We start from the raw sequence: 18,129 nt of genomic DNA on the forward strand, positions 1-18,129 counted from the left end.
AGGGGGACGGCCGGCGGCGCCGTACGGCCGTGGTGGGCTCCGGCGTGGCCGGGCTGACCGCCGCGTACGTCCTCAGCCGCAGCCGGCACGTCACCTTGTACGAGGCCGACGGCCGGCTCGGCGGGCACGCGCACACGCACGACGTGACATCGCCCTCCGACGGGCGGGCGCACCGCGTCGACTCCGGGTTCATCGTGCACAACCGCCGCACCTACCCGCACCTGCTGCGGCTGTTCGACGAACTCGGCGTGGCCACGCAGGAGTCGGAGATGAGCATGTCGGTGCGGTGCGAGGGGTGCGGCCTCCAGTACGCCGGTGCGCGCGGCCCGGCCGGACTGCTCGCCCGGCCCCGGAGCCTGCTGCGCGGCCGCTACCTGCGGCTGCTGTCCGAGGTGCCCGCCTTCCACCGGGCGGCGCGGCGGCTGCTGGCCCGAGGCGGCGAAGAGGGGCTCACCCTGGGCGGGTTCCTCGACCGCGAGGGCTTCTCCGCCTACTTCCGCACCCACTTCATGACCCCGGTGGTCTCGGCGGTGTGGTCCTGCGACGCCGCCGGCGCCCGGGGCTACCCCGCCGCCTACCTGTTCCGCTTCCTAGCCCAGCACGGCATGCTGTCGGTGGCCGGCTCCCCGAAGTGGCGTACGGTCACCGGCGGTTCACGGGAGTACGTCGACCGCGTCGCCAAGCACGTCGCCGAGGTCCGCACCGGCACACCGGTGCGCGCGGTCCGGCGCCACGCCGACGGGGCCGAGGTCACGGACGGGGACGGCGCCACCGAGTCGTACGACGCCGTGGTGATCGCCGTCCACCCCGACCAGGCGCTGCGGCTGCTCGCCGACCCGACCGGGCCGGAGCGCGAACTCCTGGGCGCCTTCCGCTACTCCCGCAACGCCACGCTGCTGCACACCGACACCCGGCTGCTGCCGCGTGCCGCGCGGGCGCGTGCCTCCTGGAACTACCTGATGCCCTCGTGCACCGCCGACGCGGACCGGGTACGGGTCAGCTACGACATGAACCGGCTGCAACGCCTCGACGCCGCCGAGACGTTCGTGGTCACCCTGGGCGGTGAGGACCGCGTCGACCCGGGCCGGGTGCTGGCCCGCATGGTCTACGAACACCCCGTCCACACCGCCGAGTCGGTGGCCGCGCAGCGGCGGCTGCCCGAACTGAACAGCCCGGTCTGCGCGTTCGCGGGCGCCTACCACGGCTGGGGGTTCCATGAGGACGGCTGCCGCTCCGGCGCCGAGGCGGCCGCAGCGCTGGGGGCGCACTGGTGAGCGCCGTACCCGCCCTGTATCCGTGCACCGTCGCGCATGTGCGCACCGGCCCCCGGCGGTACGCGCTGCGCCACCGGACGTACCTGTGGCTGGTCGACCCCGACCGCCTGCCCCGACTCCCCCTTCCGCTACGGCCGTTGGCGCGCTTCGATCCCCGTGACCACTTCACCGGCGAACAACCCTCGATCCGCGCCGGGTTGGACGGCTTCCTCGCCGCGCACGGTGTGTCCCTGGACGGCGGGCACGTCCTGATGCTCACCCACGCCCGGGTGTTCGGGTACGTCTTCAACCCCCTGACCCTCTACTGGTGCCACCGCCCGGCGGGCGACCTGCGCTGTGTGGTCGCCGAGGTGCACAACACGTACGGCGGCCGCCACTGCTACCTGCTGACGCCGGACGCGACCGGGAAGGCGGACACCCCGAAGGAGTTCCACGTCTCGCCGTTCCTCCCCGTCGACGGCCACTACCGCATGCGCCTTCCGGCCCCCGGCGAACGACTCGACCTCGCTGTGCACCTGGACCGCGAGGGCGGACGGGCCCTCACCGCGACCGTGCGCGGCGAGCGGCGGGAGGCCACCGCCCGCGGACTGCTGCGGCAGGCGCTGCGCCACCCCTGGTCCACCCTCGCCGTGTCGGCCGCGATCCGCGCCCACGGCATACGCCTCTACCTGCGGGGACTGCCGATCCAGCCGCGCCCCGCCAGCACTCGCCCGGAGAAGACGACATGAAAACAGCGCAAGCACGCAGCGGCGCCGTGGACCCCGCCCGGTGGCCGGACGTCGCCGCGGTGCCGCCGGCGTCGCGGGCGCGCCGGACCCTGACCGAGGCGGTCGTCCGCCGAGCCCTGCGGGGGCTGCCGTTGCGGGCCCGGTTCGCCGGCGGGCAGACCCGGGGGCAGGGCGGGCCGCTGCTGGAGGTGCGCGACCCGGCCGCCTTCCACGCCCGGATCGGGACCGGCGGGCTGGTCGGCTTCGGCGAGTCCTACCTGGCCGGCGAGTGGGACGCACCCGACGTGGTCGCCGTCCTGACCGTACTGGCCGAGCACGTCGCCGACCTGGTGCCCGCCCCGTTGCAGCGGCTGCGCCGGCTGTGGGCGCCGCGCCACCCGCACGACGAGCGCAACACACCCGACGGGTCCCGGGCCAACATCAGCCGCCACTACGACCTGTCCAACGACCTGTTCGCGCTCTTCCTCGACCCCACCCTCACCTACTCCGCGGCCGTCTTCCGGGGATTCCCGGCGCGTTGGGAGCGGCTCGCCGAGGCGCAGCACCGCAAGATCGACCGGCTGCTCGACCTGGCCGCCGCCGGCGCGGGCACCCGGCTGCTGGAGATCGGCACCGGCTGGGGCGAACTGGCCCTGCGAGCTGCCGCCCGCGGCGCCCGCGTCACCTCCCTCACCCTCTCCCGCGAGCAGCGCGACCTGGCCCTGGAACGGGTCCGCGCGGCGGGACTCGAGGACCGGGTCCGCGTCGAGCTGTGCGACTACCGCGAGGCCCGCGGCACGTACGACGCCGTGGTCAGCGTGGAGATGATCGAGGCGGTCGGCGCGGAGTTCTGGCCGGCGTACTTCCGCACACTCGACGAACGGCTGGCGCCGGGCGGCCGGGTCGCGCTGCAAGCGATCACCATGCCGCACGAGCGGATGCTCGCCTCCCGCGGCACCTTCACCTGGATTCACAAGTACGTCTTCCCCGGCGGCCTCATCCCCTCCACGCGGGCGATCGAGGAGACCGTCCGCGACCACACCCGCTTGCGCCTCACCCGCCGCGACGCTTTCGGCGCCCACTACGCCGAGACGCTGCGCCTGTGGCGGGAGCGCTTCACCGAACGCGCCGAGGAGACGGCGGCGCTGGGCTTCGACGAGACCTTCCGCCGGCTGTGGACCTTCTACCTCGCCTACTCCGAGGCCGGTTTCCGGGCCGGCTACCTCGATGTCCAGCAGTACCTCTTCACGAAGGAGGGGCCCGCGCGATGAGCAGCGTCCACCAGAAGGGGGCGGTGAAGCCGTGAGCGGGTTCATGCCGGGCGGGTTCGGGTGGGGCGGTTTCGCGTGGGGCGGGTTCGCGCCGAACCTCGCCTGGGCCGCCGCCGCGGCCCTCGCGGTCATGCTGGCCACCTTCGCGGTCGCGGTGCGCGCGGGCCGCCACCGGATCGTGGATGTCGCCTGGGGCATCGGCTTCACCGCCGTGGCCGCGGTCACCTTCGCCGCCTCCGCCGGGCAGGGCGACCTCGTACGACGGCTGCTGGTGACGGTGCTGACGGCGGTGTGGGGGCTGCGGCTCGCGGCGCACATCGCCCGCCGGGGGCGCGGCCACGGCGAGGACCCGCGCTACGAGGCGATGCTCGCGAAGGCGCCGGGCCACCGGAACGCGTACGCGCTCCGGAAGGTCTACCTGCTCCAGGGCGCGCTGGTGTGGCTGGTGTCCCTGCCGGTGCAGGCGGCGCAGTACGTGCAGGGCCCGCCGTCGGTGCTCGGTCGGGCCGGGGTCGCCCTGTGGGCGGTCGGCCTGGCCTTCGAGGCGGTGGGCGACGCCCAACTCGCCCGCTTCAAGGCCGATCCCGCGGGCAGGGGAAAGATCATGGACCGCGGCCTGTGGTCCTGGACCCGGCACCCCAACTACTTCGGCGACTTCTGCGTCTGGTGGGGCCTTTTCCTGCTGGCCTGCGACGCCCCGGCGGCGGCCGGCGTGTCCGTGGTGTCCCCGGTGGTGATGAGCCTGCTGCTGACGAAAGGCAGCGGGAAGCGGCTGCTGGAACGGCACATGGCCGAACGGCCGGGTTATGCCGCGTATGTGGCGCGTACCAGCGGGTTCTTCCCCCGCCCGCCCAGGCGGGGGCCCTGACCGGGCCGGTGGCGCCCTGACGGGACCGGCGGCACCCAGCCCGGACGCCCGGCCCCCCGGCCCAGGCCTGGCCCGCGGCACTCAGGCGGGGAAGCCCAGGAGGGCGAGGGGCGCGGAGGTCGGCGCCTTCGAGCCGCCCGCCGGTTCCACGGTGACCCCGACGCCCGAGGCCCCGTCGACGCCCCCGCGCAGAAGAACGGCCTGGTCGGTGCGGTCGGGGTCCATCAGGCCGGCCGCACGCATGGTGCCGCCGTCGTCGTACCACAGCTGGTAGACCTTGCCCGCGGCCGGACGCGCCATCCCCGAGACGAGGAACACCGCCTGGTCCCGTTTCCGCGAGACCACGACCGTACCGCTGGCACCGCCCCGCAGCGCGGCGGTGCGCGTCCTGGCGTCCGGCGAGGTCAGGACGGCCGTGATCGCCTCGGTGCCGCGCTGCGCCCGGTGCGCCTGGCGCAGGGCGTCCTCCGCCCGCTGGTGCTGCCAGAACGTCGTGCCCCCGAGTGCGGCCGCGACCGCGAGGCAGGCGGCCAGCGCCCACCGCGACAGCAGCCGGGCCCGTACCGCGGCATGGCGCGTGCGGCCGGTGCTCGCCCCGCCCGGCGGCTCCTGCCGGACCGAGCCGACGCGGCGCAGAACCTGCTCGCGCATGCCCGCCGGAGGCGTCACGGTGACGGCGAGACCGAGCCGGGCCGCGGTGGCCGACAACTCGGCGGCCTCCTGCGCACAGGGTTCGCAGCTCGCCAGGTGGTGCTCGAACGCGGTGAGTTCGGCGTCGGGCAGGGCGTGCAGGGCGTAGGCCCCGGTCATCCGGTGCAGATCGCCGGTGGCGGTCACGCGGTCACCCCCAGGCAGTCGCGCAGGCGGATCAGCCCGTCCCGCAACCGGGTCTTGGCCGTCCCCAGCGGAAGGGCGAGCGCCTCGGCCACCTGGCTGTAGGTCAGTCCGCGGTAGTAGGCGAGCGTGACGGCCTGGTGCTGGATCGCGGTCAGCGTGCGCAGGCACCGCCGTACCTGTTCCCGCTCCAGCCTGGCCTCGACCTGCTCGGTCACCTCGTCGAACTCGGCCGTCCGCGCCAGCAGCGCGGCCTTGTGGTCCCGGGCGGCCGCGGCCTCCACGGAGCGGACCCGGTCCACGGCACGGCGGTGCGCCAGGGTGAGAATCCAGTTGATCGCCGTCCCGCGGTCGCGCCGGTAGCGGGGGGCCTTGCGCCACACCTCCACCAGCACCTCCTGCGCCACCTCCTCCGACTGCGCCTGATCACGCAGCACGGCACGCGCGACCCCCAGCACGGAACCGGCCACGGCGTCGTAGACGGCGGCGAACGCCTCCTCGTCACCCAGGGCCACGCGGCCCACCAACTCCTCAAGATCCGGTTCCGACGAGGGGTTCCTGCCGATATGAACGGCTTCTCTCACCTGGGCCTCCGCTGTTGGTGCATCTCCGGAGGTGATCCGGTGCCGGCGTCGCGGCGGATTGGTCCTGACGATGAGGAAACCGTACGGGGTCCGGCGGGGCTTGGCGGATGCGTCACACCCCGCGGGCCCGGTGGAGATCCGCGAGCCACGGATGCTCCGGGTGCACGCGGGTGAGTAGCCCGGCCAGGATCTCGTGCTGAGCCCCGGTCAGGTGCGGGACGGCCGCGTCGAAGTCTTGCTGGTCCTTTCCGCGGGGGTGCCCGGCCTTGAACAGAAGCACCAGCTCGGGCGCCAGGTACGGGATGCCGGCTCGGGCGTGGTGGATGACGGCGCTGTAGGGAAACCGGATCTCCTCGTCACGTCGGTAGATCCAGGTGCCGCCGTCGTGCGGCTCGCGGAACACGTCGAGCAGATAGTTCCCGGTGGCCGGATCGCGCAGCCACGTCTGATGTACGGCAGCCAGCACCTCTGGTGTGGGGTCCTCCCAGATCCGGCCGCCGCCTGCCGCGTCGAAGACGTATCCGGGGAAGCGCTGACGGACCTCGGGGAAGCCTGCCTCCGGAACCGCGATCTCGATGTCGCCGTGAACGCGCGTCCGCCTGCCCAGGAACAGGTCCAGAGCCCAGCCGCCAGCCACGTACCAGGGCGTGCGGACCCCGGCCAACCGCTGCGCGACCTCTCCCGGTGTCCAAGAGGACGACCACCTGGCGTGGAGGCCGTCGATCTCGTCGGGTGACAGCTCGGTGCCGCCGGCGGGCAGTCGCTCGCTCACCTCAGGGAACCTACCAGCGGTCTCCGGCGCCTGGACGGGTCGTGGCCATCTGTGACGAGCCTGTACGTCGACGGCGGCTGCCAGGTGTACTTCGAGTGCTGCCCCGCTTGGGACGGCGCGGGCGACCAGTTCGACATCGCCTCGCTGGCCGACCTCGCGCTGCTGCCGCGCCTCACGCGTATCGCGGGTGTCCGCAACTGCGGGATCTTCCCGCCCCACCTCGCTGACGCCCTCGCCGCCCGGGGCATCGCCACGGGCTGAGCGGGCCGACGCTACTGGGCAGGGGCGTATGGCGCCGGCCGCTCAGGCGCGTGACCATGCGATCTTCACACCATCCGGCGCTCTCCTTCGTGGCCGAGGTCTGTCGGCGTGCGTGCGGTGCGCCGTAGGCTCGTCGGCCTCGACGGGGGACAGAAGTGGTGGGTGAGGAACCATGGGCCACTGGCCTACCGGGGGCGCGGAGCCCGGCGACGCGAACCCTTCGGCGCGGCAGGGGAGTTCGGGCGCGGGGGCGGTTCCGCGGAAGCCGTCTTCCTCGTCGTCCCCGTCGTCCCCGTCCTCCCCGGAGGACCGGCCCGCGGCGCCCGGCGCGCACCCCGCAGGTCCGCCTCCGACGGTTCCGCCCCAGCCTCCCACTCGGCTTCCCCCGCCTCCGACCCTGTACCCGGCGGCGCCTCCCCGGCCGACCGGACCGCCTCGCACCGCGTCGTTCTCGCCGCCCCCGCCCCCGCCCCCGCCCCCGCCCGCCCGTCCGCCGTCGAACGGCCGGTTCCGGTCGTGGTTACCCGCGCGACGCGGCCGCCTGATCCTGGCCGCCGTGCTGGCACTGTGCCTGGGCGCCGGCCTGGCCGTCTGGCTCACGGTGCCGACGCACACAAAGGCGCCCGAGTTACGGAAGGCGCCGTTCTACCTCGCGCTGGACAACCTCGCCGCGCAACCGGTGGTGCACTACTCCGGCTCCGCCGCCGGGGTCGGCGAGTGGGACCTCAAGGTCACCAGCGGCGGCGAGGAACTCGGCACGGTCTCCTTCGCCGGGCAGCAGATCGACATCCTGACCGTGGGCGGCCGGACATACGTCAGGCCCCCGCAGGAACTGCTGGCGGGTCTGCCCGGAGACGCGCCGTCATCGGCGCTGAAGGGGCAGTGGATCACCGGGGACGACACGCTGAGTGCCGCCCTTCCGAAGGGCCTCGGGACGCCCGCGGCACTCGCCGACTCCTTGTGGGCGGGGCTGGAGAAGGCCACCGACTTCCCGCAGGTCGGTGACGCACCGGTCGTCATCGGCTCCGACCGGGCCTGGCGGGTCACGACGCCCGACGGTGTGCTGTACGTGTCCGCCGCGAAGCCCTACCGCGTGCTCCGGGTGAGTCCGGATTCGTCGCGGGCGGGGGGTACGCCGTCGTCGGCAGCCGCGGCCGGTCAGCGGACGCCGGCAGGGCAGCACCTGCCGGCAGAGCAGCCCCCGTCGGCAGCTCCGCTCACGGCCGGCCGGGTCGCCCCGGCCGCGGCGGGCGGCCTGAACGGGCTCGGCCGGACGAACTTCGCGCAGATGTCGCCGTCGGACGTGGACCAGACACTCGGTGACCTCAAGAACCAGACCGAGAAGCTAAAGAGCGCGGTCGACCTCGGTATCCAGTTCGACGTCGAGGGCCAGGAGTCGCTGGACTGCTCCGACAGCAGCTGCACGGTCACCGCGCACGTGACGAGCACGACCACCGCCGGCAGCGCCTCCCGCGTGTCCGGGACGGTCACCGCCCGTCTGACCGCCACCGTCACGGTCAACGGCAAGGACGGCGGCGGCTGCACCGGGCAGGCGACGCTTCCGGTCAACGGGAGCGGGACGATCAGCTGCCCCGACCCCGAGGTCGCCCCGATCGTCGCGGAGATCAAGGAGCAGGCCCAGGAGGAGGCGAACGAGGAGGCGGAGGAGTCCGGCCATGACGCCGAGGTGCCGTACACGCTGGACTACGGCGGCACCGCCGAGGTGTGGGCCGAGGCGGTCGTGCAGGCAACGGTCGACACGTACGTCAGCGGCGAGCAGGACGAACAGAGCGCGGCCGACCAGTGGGCCAAGGACAACTCCGACTGCGAGGAAGCCGCGTTCACCGGTCCGGCCGGCGCGGACATGGAACCGGTCGGCCTGGTCGCGCGGCCGGTGCGCCACGGCGCGGCCTCGGTCGACGACACGTCCGGTGACGGCGGGGCCGCGGACGACCCCGACGGGGCGGAGGCGTGCGCCGGAAGCGCCGACGGGCTCACCGACGACGACTGGAACGCGATCGACGACAAGTACGGTCCGCAGGTCGCTGACGGTGTCGACTACAACGAGCAGGTGATGCACGGGCCGGACCGGGCCAGGGCGGCCAGCCACACGATCCCGGGCATCGGCCACGATCCGCAGGCGCTCGCCAGGTACTTCGCGAAGTACCGGAACGTGCCCTTCACCCATGTGGACTCCCGGATCGAGGAAGGGGCGTCGAAGGCGTACGCCGTCTACGACGAGGACAAGGGGGTGGCTATCATCAAGAACTCCCGCATGATCCACGGCTACCTCATGAGCCCCGAGAGCTTCGCCAAGCGCTTCGATCCGATCAAGGAGGGCGGATGAGGACCCGGGTACTCGTCGAGCGGGCGGGCCGCGGCTTCCGTCTGCGGTTGACCGCATCGCAGCACTGGCTGCTCGTCAACGCGCTCGCCGCCTTCCTGGAGAGCACGGTCTCCGCCACGGAGGTGGAACTCGTACTCGGCCCGGCCGGAGGGGAACTCGACGCGCTGCTCGCCGGTGCCGAGCCGGCGGAGAGCGGCAGCAGGCTCGTCCTGGACGCGGACATCCGGCAGGCACACGCCCTGCACGCCCTGCTGATGAACACCCCGGCCCGGTTCGCGACGGAGGAAGCGTTCCACCACCGGGTCGGGGCCTTTCGGGAGAACCTGCTGAACCTGGCCGCCGGTCTGTGCCAGGCGGTCGGTGGCCTCACCACGGCTCCGCCGACTGACGAGGGGCCCGGATAGTCTTCCTGGACCTCCTTCGTCCTCGCGTAGCCTGGTCGAAGCAGCACGCCGCACATATCACGTCAAGGGGGAGCACGTGGATCAGGACGCGCTGGCGCTTGCCGGGACCGCAGGTACGACCCTCGTCACTTTGATGGCCACCGACGCATGGGCGCAGGCCAGGCATGGAGTCGTATCGCTCTGGCAGCGCTTTCGACCTCATGACGCACCGGCGGTGGACGGGCTGCTTTCCCGTTCGCGGGAGGCGCTCCTGGCCGGTGCGGAGCGTTCCGGCGTCGAGAGCGAGTGGCAGCTCCGCATCGGCGGCCTGTTGGCCCAGTGCCCGGAAGCACTTGCCGGACTGACTTCGCTGCTCGGTGAACTGAACGCAGGTCAGGGTAGTCAGGTGGTCAGCGGCACTGTGCACCTTGAGGCGCGCGCCGAAGGCTCCGGCACGGTCTACCAGTCGGCACGCGACCAGACCGTCAACAACCACAGCTGATCGGGCATGGACGAGCCATCGGACTTTCCTTCCGGTGTGATGCGCTTGTCGGGCGTCGCATCGGACAACGGCAACGTGTACCAAGCAGGCCGGGACCAGAGCGTGACGCACGTCAACGTGCAAGTGAACGCTGGCGACGGCTTCGGTGCCGTCAGCCGCCGGGTCACTCCGGAGGACGCTCAACTGCACATGCAGCGCGTCATCGAGAGCCTTGCGTTTGCGGTGGAGTACTTCCGCCGCAGGTGCGAGAAGCTTGAGCAGGAAGCACGCCGGGCCCGTGCAGAGGGGCGTCGTGAAGCGGCGCGTGAGCTGAGCGAGAAGCTTCGCGAGGCCGAGGCGCGCGTCGCACGGGCGCAGATGAAGAAGAAGGAGGCCGACAAGGAGCGGGAGCGGCTTGAAAGCATCGTGGCCCAAGCACGCTACGAGTTGGCCACGGCGAGCCGTATCAAGGCGTGGGAGGCTGAGGCGCCAGATGACAAGCGGATCTTCGACAACGTCCTGGCATCGGCCGATGATGAATTGCACGCCATTCGCGCAGAGTTGCGTGCCCTCGCCGACGGACTTCGCGACAGTGGCGCATCCGCCGGTGACGGCCGGGTGGTACGCGGAGAAACGGTCCTGCCTTCGTACGGAGCGGTGAAGCAGCCTGACACCGATGCGGAGGATACGAACGGTTCGCCGGTTGTCGGAGCACAGGTTCAGGAGCCGGAAGAAGCCGGCGGGAAACCCCGGGCCCCGGTCCGCAAGGTGGTGCTGGGACGCCGTCGGATCTACATGGGGCGCACCTTCTTTGTCGCTGCCGGCCTGCCGATGCCACTCGCGGGAGCAGCGATCAGAGTGACGCTCTCGCACACACCGGGAGTGGCGCTGGTGTGGGTCGGCCTCTTCCCTTTGAGCGCAGTGCTTGTCGCCACCTTGACCACCGCCCTGCTCCTCTTCTTCGCCAGGCTCGCCTATGCGTGGGGGCAGAGCGAAGACACGCACTTGCTGGCCTGCTCCGTTCACGCACTCCTGGGCATCGCGACCTTCATCGTGGGGGTCTCCCTGTCGCCTGGCAGCCTGCCACCGCTGCTGGCCCACGGCGGGCTGCTGTTTGCCGAGTACCTCGGGCCGTTGTAGAGCGGCGCAACCGCGACACGTGGACCACACGCCGGGCGCGGGCGGGCTATGTGTCGTGCTTGCGGGCGGGCCGGGTCCGCAGGTCGGTGAGGCCGCCGGCCAGGCCCCTGGGGACACCTCGACTCCGGTGTCCCCAGGGGCGGTTCACCGCACGGTCGACGTGCTCACGGTCCCGAGTTCAGATAGGTCACCGTGCTGCCGCCGGTGACCTTCCCGCCGGAGTTGTTGATCACATGGCTGATGGTGCCGTCGCCGCCCAGGGACACGGTCACCATGTCCTTGAAGGACGAGCCGCTGCCGGGCACCTCGATGGCGCGGTCGGCCACTACCGACGGGTTGGTGCTCATGTAGCAGTAGACGCCGAGCCCCCACGCCTGGTGCGAGGTCACCGAGTCCGCGACCTTGTACGAGGGGTAGCCGTTCTCGCCGCCGCCCGGTGTCCAACTGGCGTTGTCCGGCACGTCGTAGGGCATCTCGGACTGGTAGAAGTACGTCCGGCCGCCGTTGCCGTTCCAGAGGGTCTGGTACTTCTGGTAGTGCTCGACGGCCAGGCCGTACATGGTGACGTCGTCGCCATTGACCACCAGCCCATTGGCCGCGGTGTTGGTGTTCCAGCCGACGGTGCCGCTGTTGCCGTGGTCCGCGCGCCAGATCCACAGGTCGCTGCCGATGGTGTCGTCGCTGTTGACGACGAGCGACGCGGTGGCCTTGCCCGCGGCGTCGCCGCCGACCCGGAAGAAGACGTCCTGGAGGGCGATCGGGTCGGCCGCGTGGTCGGCGGAGGAGCCCGACGGGCCGATCTGCACCAGGGCGTTGCTGTTGGTGGTGCCCGCGCTGACGATCAGCCCGGCGATGTCGATGCCGTTCACGTCGGCGGTGGTGATCGCGGTGACGCCGTTGTCGGGCACCAGCGTGGCCAGGCCGAGGCCGAGCACGACGGTGTCCGGCCGGGTGATGTCGATCGGCGCGCTGAGGTGGTACACGCCGGGGGTGAAGAGCAGGTTGGACCCTGCGGCCAGCGCCGCGTTGATGGTCGCCGCGGTGTCACCGGACCTCACCACGTAGAACTTGGTGATCGGGATCGAGGTGCCCGCCGTCGAACCGCCGGTCCAGTCCGGGCCGGTGGCGTTCGTGCGCAGGCCCGGCACCATCACGTTGTACAGGCCGGTCGAGTCGGTGTAGAGGTACGGCTTCTCGCGCACGGCGGGGGACTGGCCGACCGTGGTGTAGGTGGGGAACGACTGGGCGGGGGCGCCGTTGTCGCCGACGAAGACCATGTTCCAGTTGGAGCCGGCCCAGCTGCCCATGGCGGTGTCCTGGGTCAGGAACTGCTGCTGGGTACCGGAGTTGATCTGGCCGGAGACGCGCGAGTCGCCGATGAAGCCGCCGGAGGACCAGTTGCTGCTGGTGTTCCCGGAGGAGTTGTCGTCCAGGACCATGTTGCCGTGCACGTCCACCCGCCGGAACGGGTCGGCCTGCGAGACGGCGTACTCCAGCGTTCCCGAAGCGGGCGTGTCCGACAGGTTCTCCACGTCGCGCCAGAAGTTCTGCGTGGCGTTGCCGCCCGACCAGCCGGCGTCCACGTGCACCCCGCCGCCGGTCAGCGAGACGTCGTCCGGGGACGCGCCGAGCCCGGCCACCTGGGTGTAGAAGCCCACCGGCACGTCCACGTCGTAGCTGCCGGGCGTGAACAGCAGCGCGTAGCGGTTGCCGCCGAACTGGTTCGACTCCTGCGTGTCGTAGACCGAGTCGATGGTCGACTGGATGGACGACGCGGACATCGAGGGGTCGAAGACCTTGACGTTGGGCCCGAGGTCGGGGTTGTCGGGGTTGGTCGGCGGGGCGGTGCCGCTGCCGCCGCCGGCGTCGTCGAGTGCGAACGACTGGGCGCTGGTGCCGTTGCAGGTGTACTGCTGCAACTGGACCGCGTTCGCGGTCGAGGCGCTGGGCACGTCGAGGCATAACCCGCTGTAGTGGTTGACGAAGTGGTAGCCGCCGCCGGCCTCCTGGACCGGCTTCCACTCCTGGCTGCTCCAACCGCCGTCGGACCACAGGTGGATGAGGGCGCCGCTCGCGGTGGACGGGCCGTCCACGTCGATGGCCGGCTGGTCGCCGCCCGCGTTGACGATTCCGTAGTAGCCGGCGTCGGCGGCAGGGCGCAGCTGCCACTGCTGGGCGGCGGTGCCGTTGCAGGTGTACTGCTGCACGGCGGTGCCGTCGGCGGTGGCGGCCGAGGCCGCGTCCACGCACTTGCCGCTGTTGGCGGCGACCAGGTTGTACCAGCTCGACGGCGAGACGGCGGCGTGCGCGCCGGTCGCGCCGACGGTCGACAGCGCGGTGGCGACGAGCACCGCGGCCACCGCGGGGCCGACCGCGCGGCGCGCCGTCCGGCCCGGTTTCAGGAAACGTTTCATGAGGCCCTTCCCGGCAGGGTTCGTGTTTCTGAAACAAGAAAGTGCGGCACATCCCGGACCAGCGCGGGTCGGCGGCGTGGTCGCGCGCCGACGGCTGAACGACCGTCCGGCCTCTCGAGCAATGTGTGTTTCCTGAAGGAAGCAGAGCGGTCGCAGACATGTCAAGACGTGGGTACGGCGCCGTGACTTCACTTGTCGGACGCTTCCGGTGCCGGGTGGGACGCGAGGAGGGCAACGGGCCGCGGGTGCCTCCAGGTTGTGAACGCACAGGTCGGGGCCGGGAGCGGCCGGCGGGAGCCGGCCGGGCGGCGGGCGCGGCGGTGTGGCCGGAACCCGTACGGCCGCGCTGGGCCGCCCCTCAGGTCAGGAAGGTTTATTTACAGACGTCTTGACGCGGTCTCGTGTTCCGGCGCAGACTCCGGTTCTGCTCGGCCGACATGAAACACCCCCCACCAACCGGCCCCCGGAGCTCACGCATGCGCCTCAGACACTGCATCGCGTCCCTCGCCACCACGGCCCTCGCCGCGACCGCCGCCTTCCTCGGCACCGCCGGCGAAGCCCACGCCGCGACGGGCCTGCCCTCCCACTTCGCCGCCCCCTACCTCCAGATCGACGGCACCACGGCCAACGACATGGCGGCGGACCTCAACGCCACCGGCCTGAAGTACTACACGCTCGCCTTCCTCATCCCGAAGTCCGGCTGCACCGCGCAGTGGGAGGCCAGCGGCGACGCGGTCGGCGCGTACTCCGCGCAGATCAACGCGCTCAAGGCGGCCGGCGGCACCGCGATCGTCTCCTTCGGCGGCGCCGAGGGCGGTGAGCTCGCCCAGACCTGCACCTCCGTCTCCTCACTCACCGCCGCCTACGCCAACGTGGTGAACACCTACGGGATCACCCGGCTCGACTTCGACATCGAGGGCGGCACGCTGGGCGACACCGCCGCCAACCAGCGCCGCAACCAGGCGCTCGCCGCGCTCCAGGCGCAGAACCCGGCCGTCCAGGTCGCCTACACCCTCGCCGTCGACCCCGGCGGGCTGCCCTCGCAGGAGTACAACGTGCTCACCGACGCCAAGAGCAAGGGCGTCGACGTCAGCGCGGTGAACATCATGACGATGGACTTCGGCGACGGCGAGAACGCGCTCAACGACGCCGAGTCCGGCGCCCGCGCCACCGCCGGCCAGCTCGCCGGGCTGTACGGCATCTCCACCTCCGCCGCCTACGGCCGCCTCGGGCTGACCCCGATCGCCGGCCAGAACGACGACAACGAGTACTTCTCGCAGTCCGACGCGCAGACCCTGGAGAGCTTCGCCGCCTCCAACGGCGTGCAGGAGCTGTCGTTCTGGGAGGTCGACTACTACGACAAGCCCGTCGGCTACGCCTACTCCCGGATCTTCGACCAGCTCACCACCGGCAGCAGCGGAGGTGGGACCGGCGGCGGCACCACCGGCGCGATCACCGGCTACGGCGGCAAGTGCGTGGACGTGGCCGCCGCCTCCAGCGCCAACGGCGCCGCGGTCCAGCTCTACGACTGCAACGGCACCAACGCGCAGCAGTGGACGGTGGGTTCGGACGGCACCCTGCGGGCGCTGGGCAAGTGCATGGACGTGACGTCCGCGGGCACCGCCGACGGCACCCAGATCCAGCTGTACGACTGCAACGGCACCGGCGCGCAGGTCTGGCAGGCCCAGTCCAACGGTGAGTTGGTGAACTCCGCCTCCGGGAAGTGCCTGGACGCGACCGGCCCCAGCTCGGCCAACGGCACCCGGTTGCAGATCTGGACCTGCTACGACAGCGCCAACCAGCAGTGGAATCTGCCGAGTTGACGTCATGTCAACTTAGATTCACAACTCGGCTGCACAGCAAGCGAATTGATCGCACGGCCGGACCGGCCGGGGAGCGTACCTGTGCCCCCGGCCCGGTCCGGCCGTCCGTGTTGCGTCGTTACGACCCCGGTATCCACTGGGGTGCTGCCGGCTGCCCGCTGTTCGGCAAGTGTTCAACTCGCGGCCTGTGGAGGGGCTGTGTGCGGTCTTTATGGTCCTTGAGGCTCAGCTGGGAAAGGGACTCATGGACACACCGCTCGCGGTCCGGGCTCAGGGAATCACCAAGTGCTTCGGCGACGTCGTCGCCCTCGACGGCATCGATCTGGAGGTGGCGCAGGGACAGGTGCACGGCCTGGTCGGGCCGAACGGCGCGGGCAAGACCACGCTGCTCGGCCTGCTGCTGGGCCTGGCCGTCGCCGACGGCGGCCGGCTGGACATCCTGGGCACGCAGGTCGGCCGGGCGCTCGCCGCCCCCGACGGCGTCGCCGGCTTCGTCGACGGCCCGGGCCTGTACCCCTCGCTCACCGCCCGGCAGAACCTCGCGGCACTGGCCGCGCTGCGCGGGCAGGACCCGCGCGGCGGCGCGATCGCCGAGGCGCTCGACGAGGTCGGGCTCACCGACGTGGCCGACGACCGCGTACGCGGCTACTCCCTGGGGATGCGCCAGCGGCTCGGACTGGCCGCCGCGCTCCTGACCCGGCCGCGGCTGCTGGTGCTCGACGAGCCGTCCAACGGCCTGGACCCGGCGGGCAAGAAGCACGTGCACGACGTGCTCGGGCGGCTCGCGGCCGACGGCGCGGCCGTGGTCGTCTCCAGCCACCGCATGGACGACATCGAGGCGCTCTGCTCCCAGGCGACCCTGCTGGCCACCGGCCGGGTGGTCTTCTCCGGCCCGCTCAGCGGCCTCGCGGCGGCGAACTCCGCGCTCGACTACCGCCTGCTCACCTCCGACCTGCCCGCCGCCCGCCGCGCCGCCGCAAAGACCCCCGGGATCGACGTGGTGGACAGCGCCCGTCCCTGGCGCGGCGCCGAGATCCTCGTCGTCCGCGCCGAAGTCCCCGCGCTCGACGCCCTGGTGGCCCGCCTGGTCGGCGCCGGCGTCGCGGTCCGCGAACTCGCCCCCGTCACCTCGCCCCTCGAAGCAGCCTTCCTCACCCTCACCGCGCCCCAGGAGATCGCACGATGACCGCCGACCCGGACGCCACGGAAGCGATGACCGCCGCCCCGGCCGCGGACCCGCCGGCTGCGGAAGCCGTGGAAGCCGAGGACGTGCCGGCTGCGGAAGCCGTGGAAGCCGCGGACCCGCCCGTCACGGCCCCGCCGCCCGCCGCCGCGCCGGCTGCCGCCGCGCCCGTCACGGCCGCGCCAGCCGCCGGTGCGCCGGTCGCCGCCGCGCCGGCCGCCCACGCGCCAGTCGCCGCCATCCCCGCCGGCAGGCGCCCCGTCTCGGTCGCGCGCGGCTACCACGCCCCGGCCGAGGACCCGCCGGCCTCGGAAGCCGTGGACGCCACGGCCCCGTCGGCCGCCGCCGCGCCCGCTGCCGCCGCGCCCGTCACGGCCGCGCCGGTCGCCGACGCGCCAGCCGCCGGTGCGCCGGTCGCCGACGCGCCGGTCGCCCACGCGCCAGTCGCCGCCGGCCCCGCCGGCAGGCGCCCTGTCTCGGTCGCGCGCGGCTACCGCTTCGAGCTGGTGAAGCTCGTCTCGCAGTGGCGGGTCCGGCTGCTGGTGCTGGTGTGCTGGCTCGCGCCCGGGCTCTTCGTGGCCGCGGTCAGCATGCAGAGCACGCTGCCGTCGGACACGCTGTTCGGTCGGTGGATGCACGGCACCGGGTGGGCCGGGCCGCTGGTGGTGCTGGGGTTCGCCGGGAGCTGGGCGCTGCCGCTGCTGACCTCGCTGGTCGCCGGGGACGTCTTCGCCGCGGAGGACCGGCTCGGCACCTGGCGGCACCTGCTGGTCGCCGTCCGCTCGCACCGCCGGATCTTCGCCGCGAAGGCCCTCGCCAGCCTGACCGTCATCCTGCTGCTCGTCGTCGGGCTGACCGCGTCCGGCATCGTCGGCGGCCTCGCCGCGGTCGGCGACCACCCGCTGGTCGGACTGGACGGACACCTGCTGTCGCCGTCCGCCGCGGCCGGACACGTCCTGCTCGCCTGGGCCTGCGCGCTCGCCCCGACCCTGGCGCTGGCCGCGATCGGCCTGCTCGGGTCGGTCGTGCTGGGCCGCTCCCCGATGGGCCTGCTGCTGCCCGCGCTCGTCGCGCTGGCGATGCAGCTGGCCCAGCTGCTGCCGCTGCCCGTCGCGGTGCGCCTGGCCCTGCCCGGCTACGCCTTCATCGCCTGGAACGGCCTGTTCACCGCCCCGGCGCAGCTCGCCCCGCTGCTGATCGGCGTCGCGGTGAGCCTGGTGTGGGCCGTCACCGCGACCGTACTGGCGTATCTGCTCTTCGTGCGCCGGGACTTCACCAACCTCACCGGCGACGGCTCCGGGCGGCGCGCGCTGACCGCCGGGCTGCTGCCGCTGGCCGGGCTGCTCGCCGCGACGTGCGCGGTGATCGTGCTCGCCACCCCGTCGACCGGCTCCGGCATCGACCAGGGCAAGGTGCAGCGGTCGGTCGCCACCGCCTTCGGCCACCTGTACCGGATGCAGACCGCGCAGCTCAACCGCCCCGCCGTCACCGAGGCCCAACTGCGGGTCGGTGCGGCGTGCGACCGGAGCGACGGCCACGTCGCGGCCAAGGGCGCCGGCAACGACTGGCGCTGCGTCGTCACCTGGCACCTGCCGGGCGTCCAGGCCCCGGGCACCGCGATCTACCAGCTCGATGTCACCTCGGACGGGCGGTTCGTGGCCGACGGCGACGGACCGAAGGACGTGAACGGCTACTTCCTCGTACGGTCCGCCACCGGCGACGCCCCGAACCCGCTCTGGCAGTTCGACGGCACTGTCGAACTGCTCCACACCACCCGGAAGGGATAA

16 protein-coding genes are annotated in these 18,129 nt (G+C 72.5%); 12 read left to right on the forward strand and 4 right to left on the reverse strand.

Annotation, left to right across the window (positions count from 1 at the left end; all coding sequences use genetic code 11):
* The first annotated feature begins 29 nt into the window (after window positions 1-29).
* From AC3EVP_RS03055 to AC3EVP_RS03070, 4 genes are read left to right on the forward strand one after another with little or no spacing between them, the layout of a single operon-like run.
* Window positions 30-1,274 carry an NAD(P)/FAD-dependent oxidoreductase gene (locus AC3EVP_RS03055; RefSeq protein ID WP_435126248.1) on the forward strand — a complete coding sequence of 415 codons (1,245 nt, stop codon included), beginning with the start codon at window positions 30-32 and terminating at the stop codon, window positions 1,272-1,274.
* Complete coding sequence (locus AC3EVP_RS03060; protein ID WP_435125681.1) at window positions 1,271-2,002, forward strand: DUF1365 domain-containing protein; 732 nt, start codon at window positions 1,271-1,273, stop codon at window positions 2,000-2,002. The genes AC3EVP_RS03055 and AC3EVP_RS03060 overlap by 4 nt, the downstream gene beginning before the upstream one ends.
* The gene (locus AC3EVP_RS03065) at window positions 1,999-3,252 is read left to right on the forward strand and encodes a class I SAM-dependent methyltransferase (RefSeq protein ID WP_335980702.1); all 1,254 of its coding nucleotides are present in this window, start codon (window positions 1,999-2,001) and stop codon (window positions 3,250-3,252) included. Before AC3EVP_RS03060 ends, AC3EVP_RS03065 begins: the two co-directional genes overlap by 4 nt.
* A gap of 43 nt (window positions 3,253-3,295) precedes the next feature.
* Window positions 3,296-4,120: a DUF1295 domain-containing protein gene (locus tag AC3EVP_RS03070; protein WP_435126250.1), complete on the forward strand. Its 825-nt coding sequence runs from the start codon at window positions 3,296-3,298 to the stop codon at window positions 4,118-4,120.
* A gap of 81 nt (window positions 4,121-4,201) precedes the next feature.
* On the opposite strand, the gene AC3EVP_RS03075 is transcribed toward AC3EVP_RS03070, so the two are convergent.
* The 3 genes from AC3EVP_RS03075 to AC3EVP_RS03085 all read right to left on the reverse strand — a co-directional run bounded on the left by AC3EVP_RS03075 (window position 4,202) and on the right by AC3EVP_RS03085 (window position 6,310).
* Window positions 4,202-4,930, reverse strand: a complete 729-nt coding sequence (locus tag AC3EVP_RS03075) for an anti-sigma factor (RefSeq protein WP_435126253.1) — start codon at window positions 4,928-4,930, stop codon at window positions 4,202-4,204.
* 23 nt (window positions 4,931-4,953) lie between these two features.
* Complete coding sequence (sigK, locus tag AC3EVP_RS03080) at window positions 4,954-5,538, reverse strand: ECF RNA polymerase sigma factor SigK (RefSeq protein ID WP_435125683.1); 585 nt, start codon at window positions 5,536-5,538, stop codon at window positions 4,954-4,956.
* A 112-nt stretch (window positions 5,539-5,650) separates the two neighbouring features.
* Window positions 5,651-6,310: a nucleotidyltransferase domain-containing protein gene (locus AC3EVP_RS03085; protein WP_335980698.1), complete on the reverse strand. Its 660-nt coding sequence runs from the start codon at window positions 6,308-6,310 to the stop codon at window positions 5,651-5,653.
* A gap of 51 nt (window positions 6,311-6,361) precedes the next feature.
* On the opposite strand from AC3EVP_RS03085, the gene AC3EVP_RS03090 reads away from it, so the two are divergent.
* From AC3EVP_RS03090 to AC3EVP_RS03110, 5 genes are all read left to right on the forward strand, one after another.
* Entirely contained in the window at window positions 6,362-6,571 is a 210-nt protein-coding gene (locus AC3EVP_RS03090) for a DUF6892 domain-containing protein (RefSeq protein ID WP_435125686.1), read from the forward strand.
* Window positions 6,572-7,127: 556 nt separating this feature from the next.
* Complete coding sequence (locus tag AC3EVP_RS03095; RefSeq protein WP_435125689.1) at window positions 7,128-8,918, forward strand: hypothetical protein; 1,791 nt, start codon at window positions 7,128-7,130, stop codon at window positions 8,916-8,918.
* Window positions 8,915-9,322 (forward strand): hypothetical protein, encoded by a 408-nt coding sequence (locus tag AC3EVP_RS03100; RefSeq protein WP_435125692.1) that lies wholly within the window; start codon window positions 8,915-8,917, stop codon window positions 9,320-9,322. The genes AC3EVP_RS03095 and AC3EVP_RS03100 overlap by 4 nt, the downstream gene beginning before the upstream one ends.
* Window positions 9,323-9,398: 76 nt before the next feature.
* Window positions 9,399-9,803, forward strand: a complete 405-nt coding sequence (locus tag AC3EVP_RS03105; protein WP_435125694.1) for a hypothetical protein — start codon at window positions 9,399-9,401, stop codon at window positions 9,801-9,803.
* 6 nt (window positions 9,804-9,809) lie between these two features.
* Window positions 9,810-10,922, forward strand: coding sequence for a hypothetical protein (locus tag AC3EVP_RS03110; protein ID WP_435125697.1), 1,113 nt, complete (start codon window positions 9,810-9,812; stop codon window positions 10,920-10,922).
* Between the two features lie 164 nt (window positions 10,923-11,086).
* On the opposite strand, the gene AC3EVP_RS03115 is transcribed toward AC3EVP_RS03110, so the two are convergent.
* Entirely contained in the window at window positions 11,087-13,336 is a 2,250-nt protein-coding gene (locus tag AC3EVP_RS03115) for an RICIN domain-containing protein (protein ID WP_435125699.1), read from the reverse strand.
* A 476-nt stretch (window positions 13,337-13,812) separates the two neighbouring features.
* Between AC3EVP_RS03115 and AC3EVP_RS03120 the strand changes: the two genes are divergently transcribed.
* The 3 genes from AC3EVP_RS03120 to AC3EVP_RS03130 all read left to right on the forward strand — a co-directional run bounded on the left by AC3EVP_RS03120 (window position 13,813) and on the right by AC3EVP_RS03130 (window position 18,129).
* Window positions 13,813-15,159, forward strand: coding sequence for a ricin-type beta-trefoil lectin domain protein (locus AC3EVP_RS03120; protein ID WP_435125702.1), 1,347 nt, complete (start codon window positions 13,813-13,815; stop codon window positions 15,157-15,159).
* A gap of 244 nt (window positions 15,160-15,403) precedes the next feature.
* Complete coding sequence (locus AC3EVP_RS03125; RefSeq protein WP_435125705.1) at window positions 15,404-16,345, forward strand: ABC transporter ATP-binding protein; 942 nt, start codon at window positions 15,404-15,406, stop codon at window positions 16,343-16,345.
* Window positions 16,346-16,659: 314 nt separating this feature from the next.
* Window positions 16,660-18,129, forward strand: a complete 1,470-nt coding sequence (locus tag AC3EVP_RS03130; protein ID WP_435126256.1) for an ABC transporter permease — start codon at window positions 16,660-16,662, stop codon at window positions 18,127-18,129.

The sequence above is a fragment of the Actinacidiphila sp. bgisy144 genome (assembly GCF_057708105.1).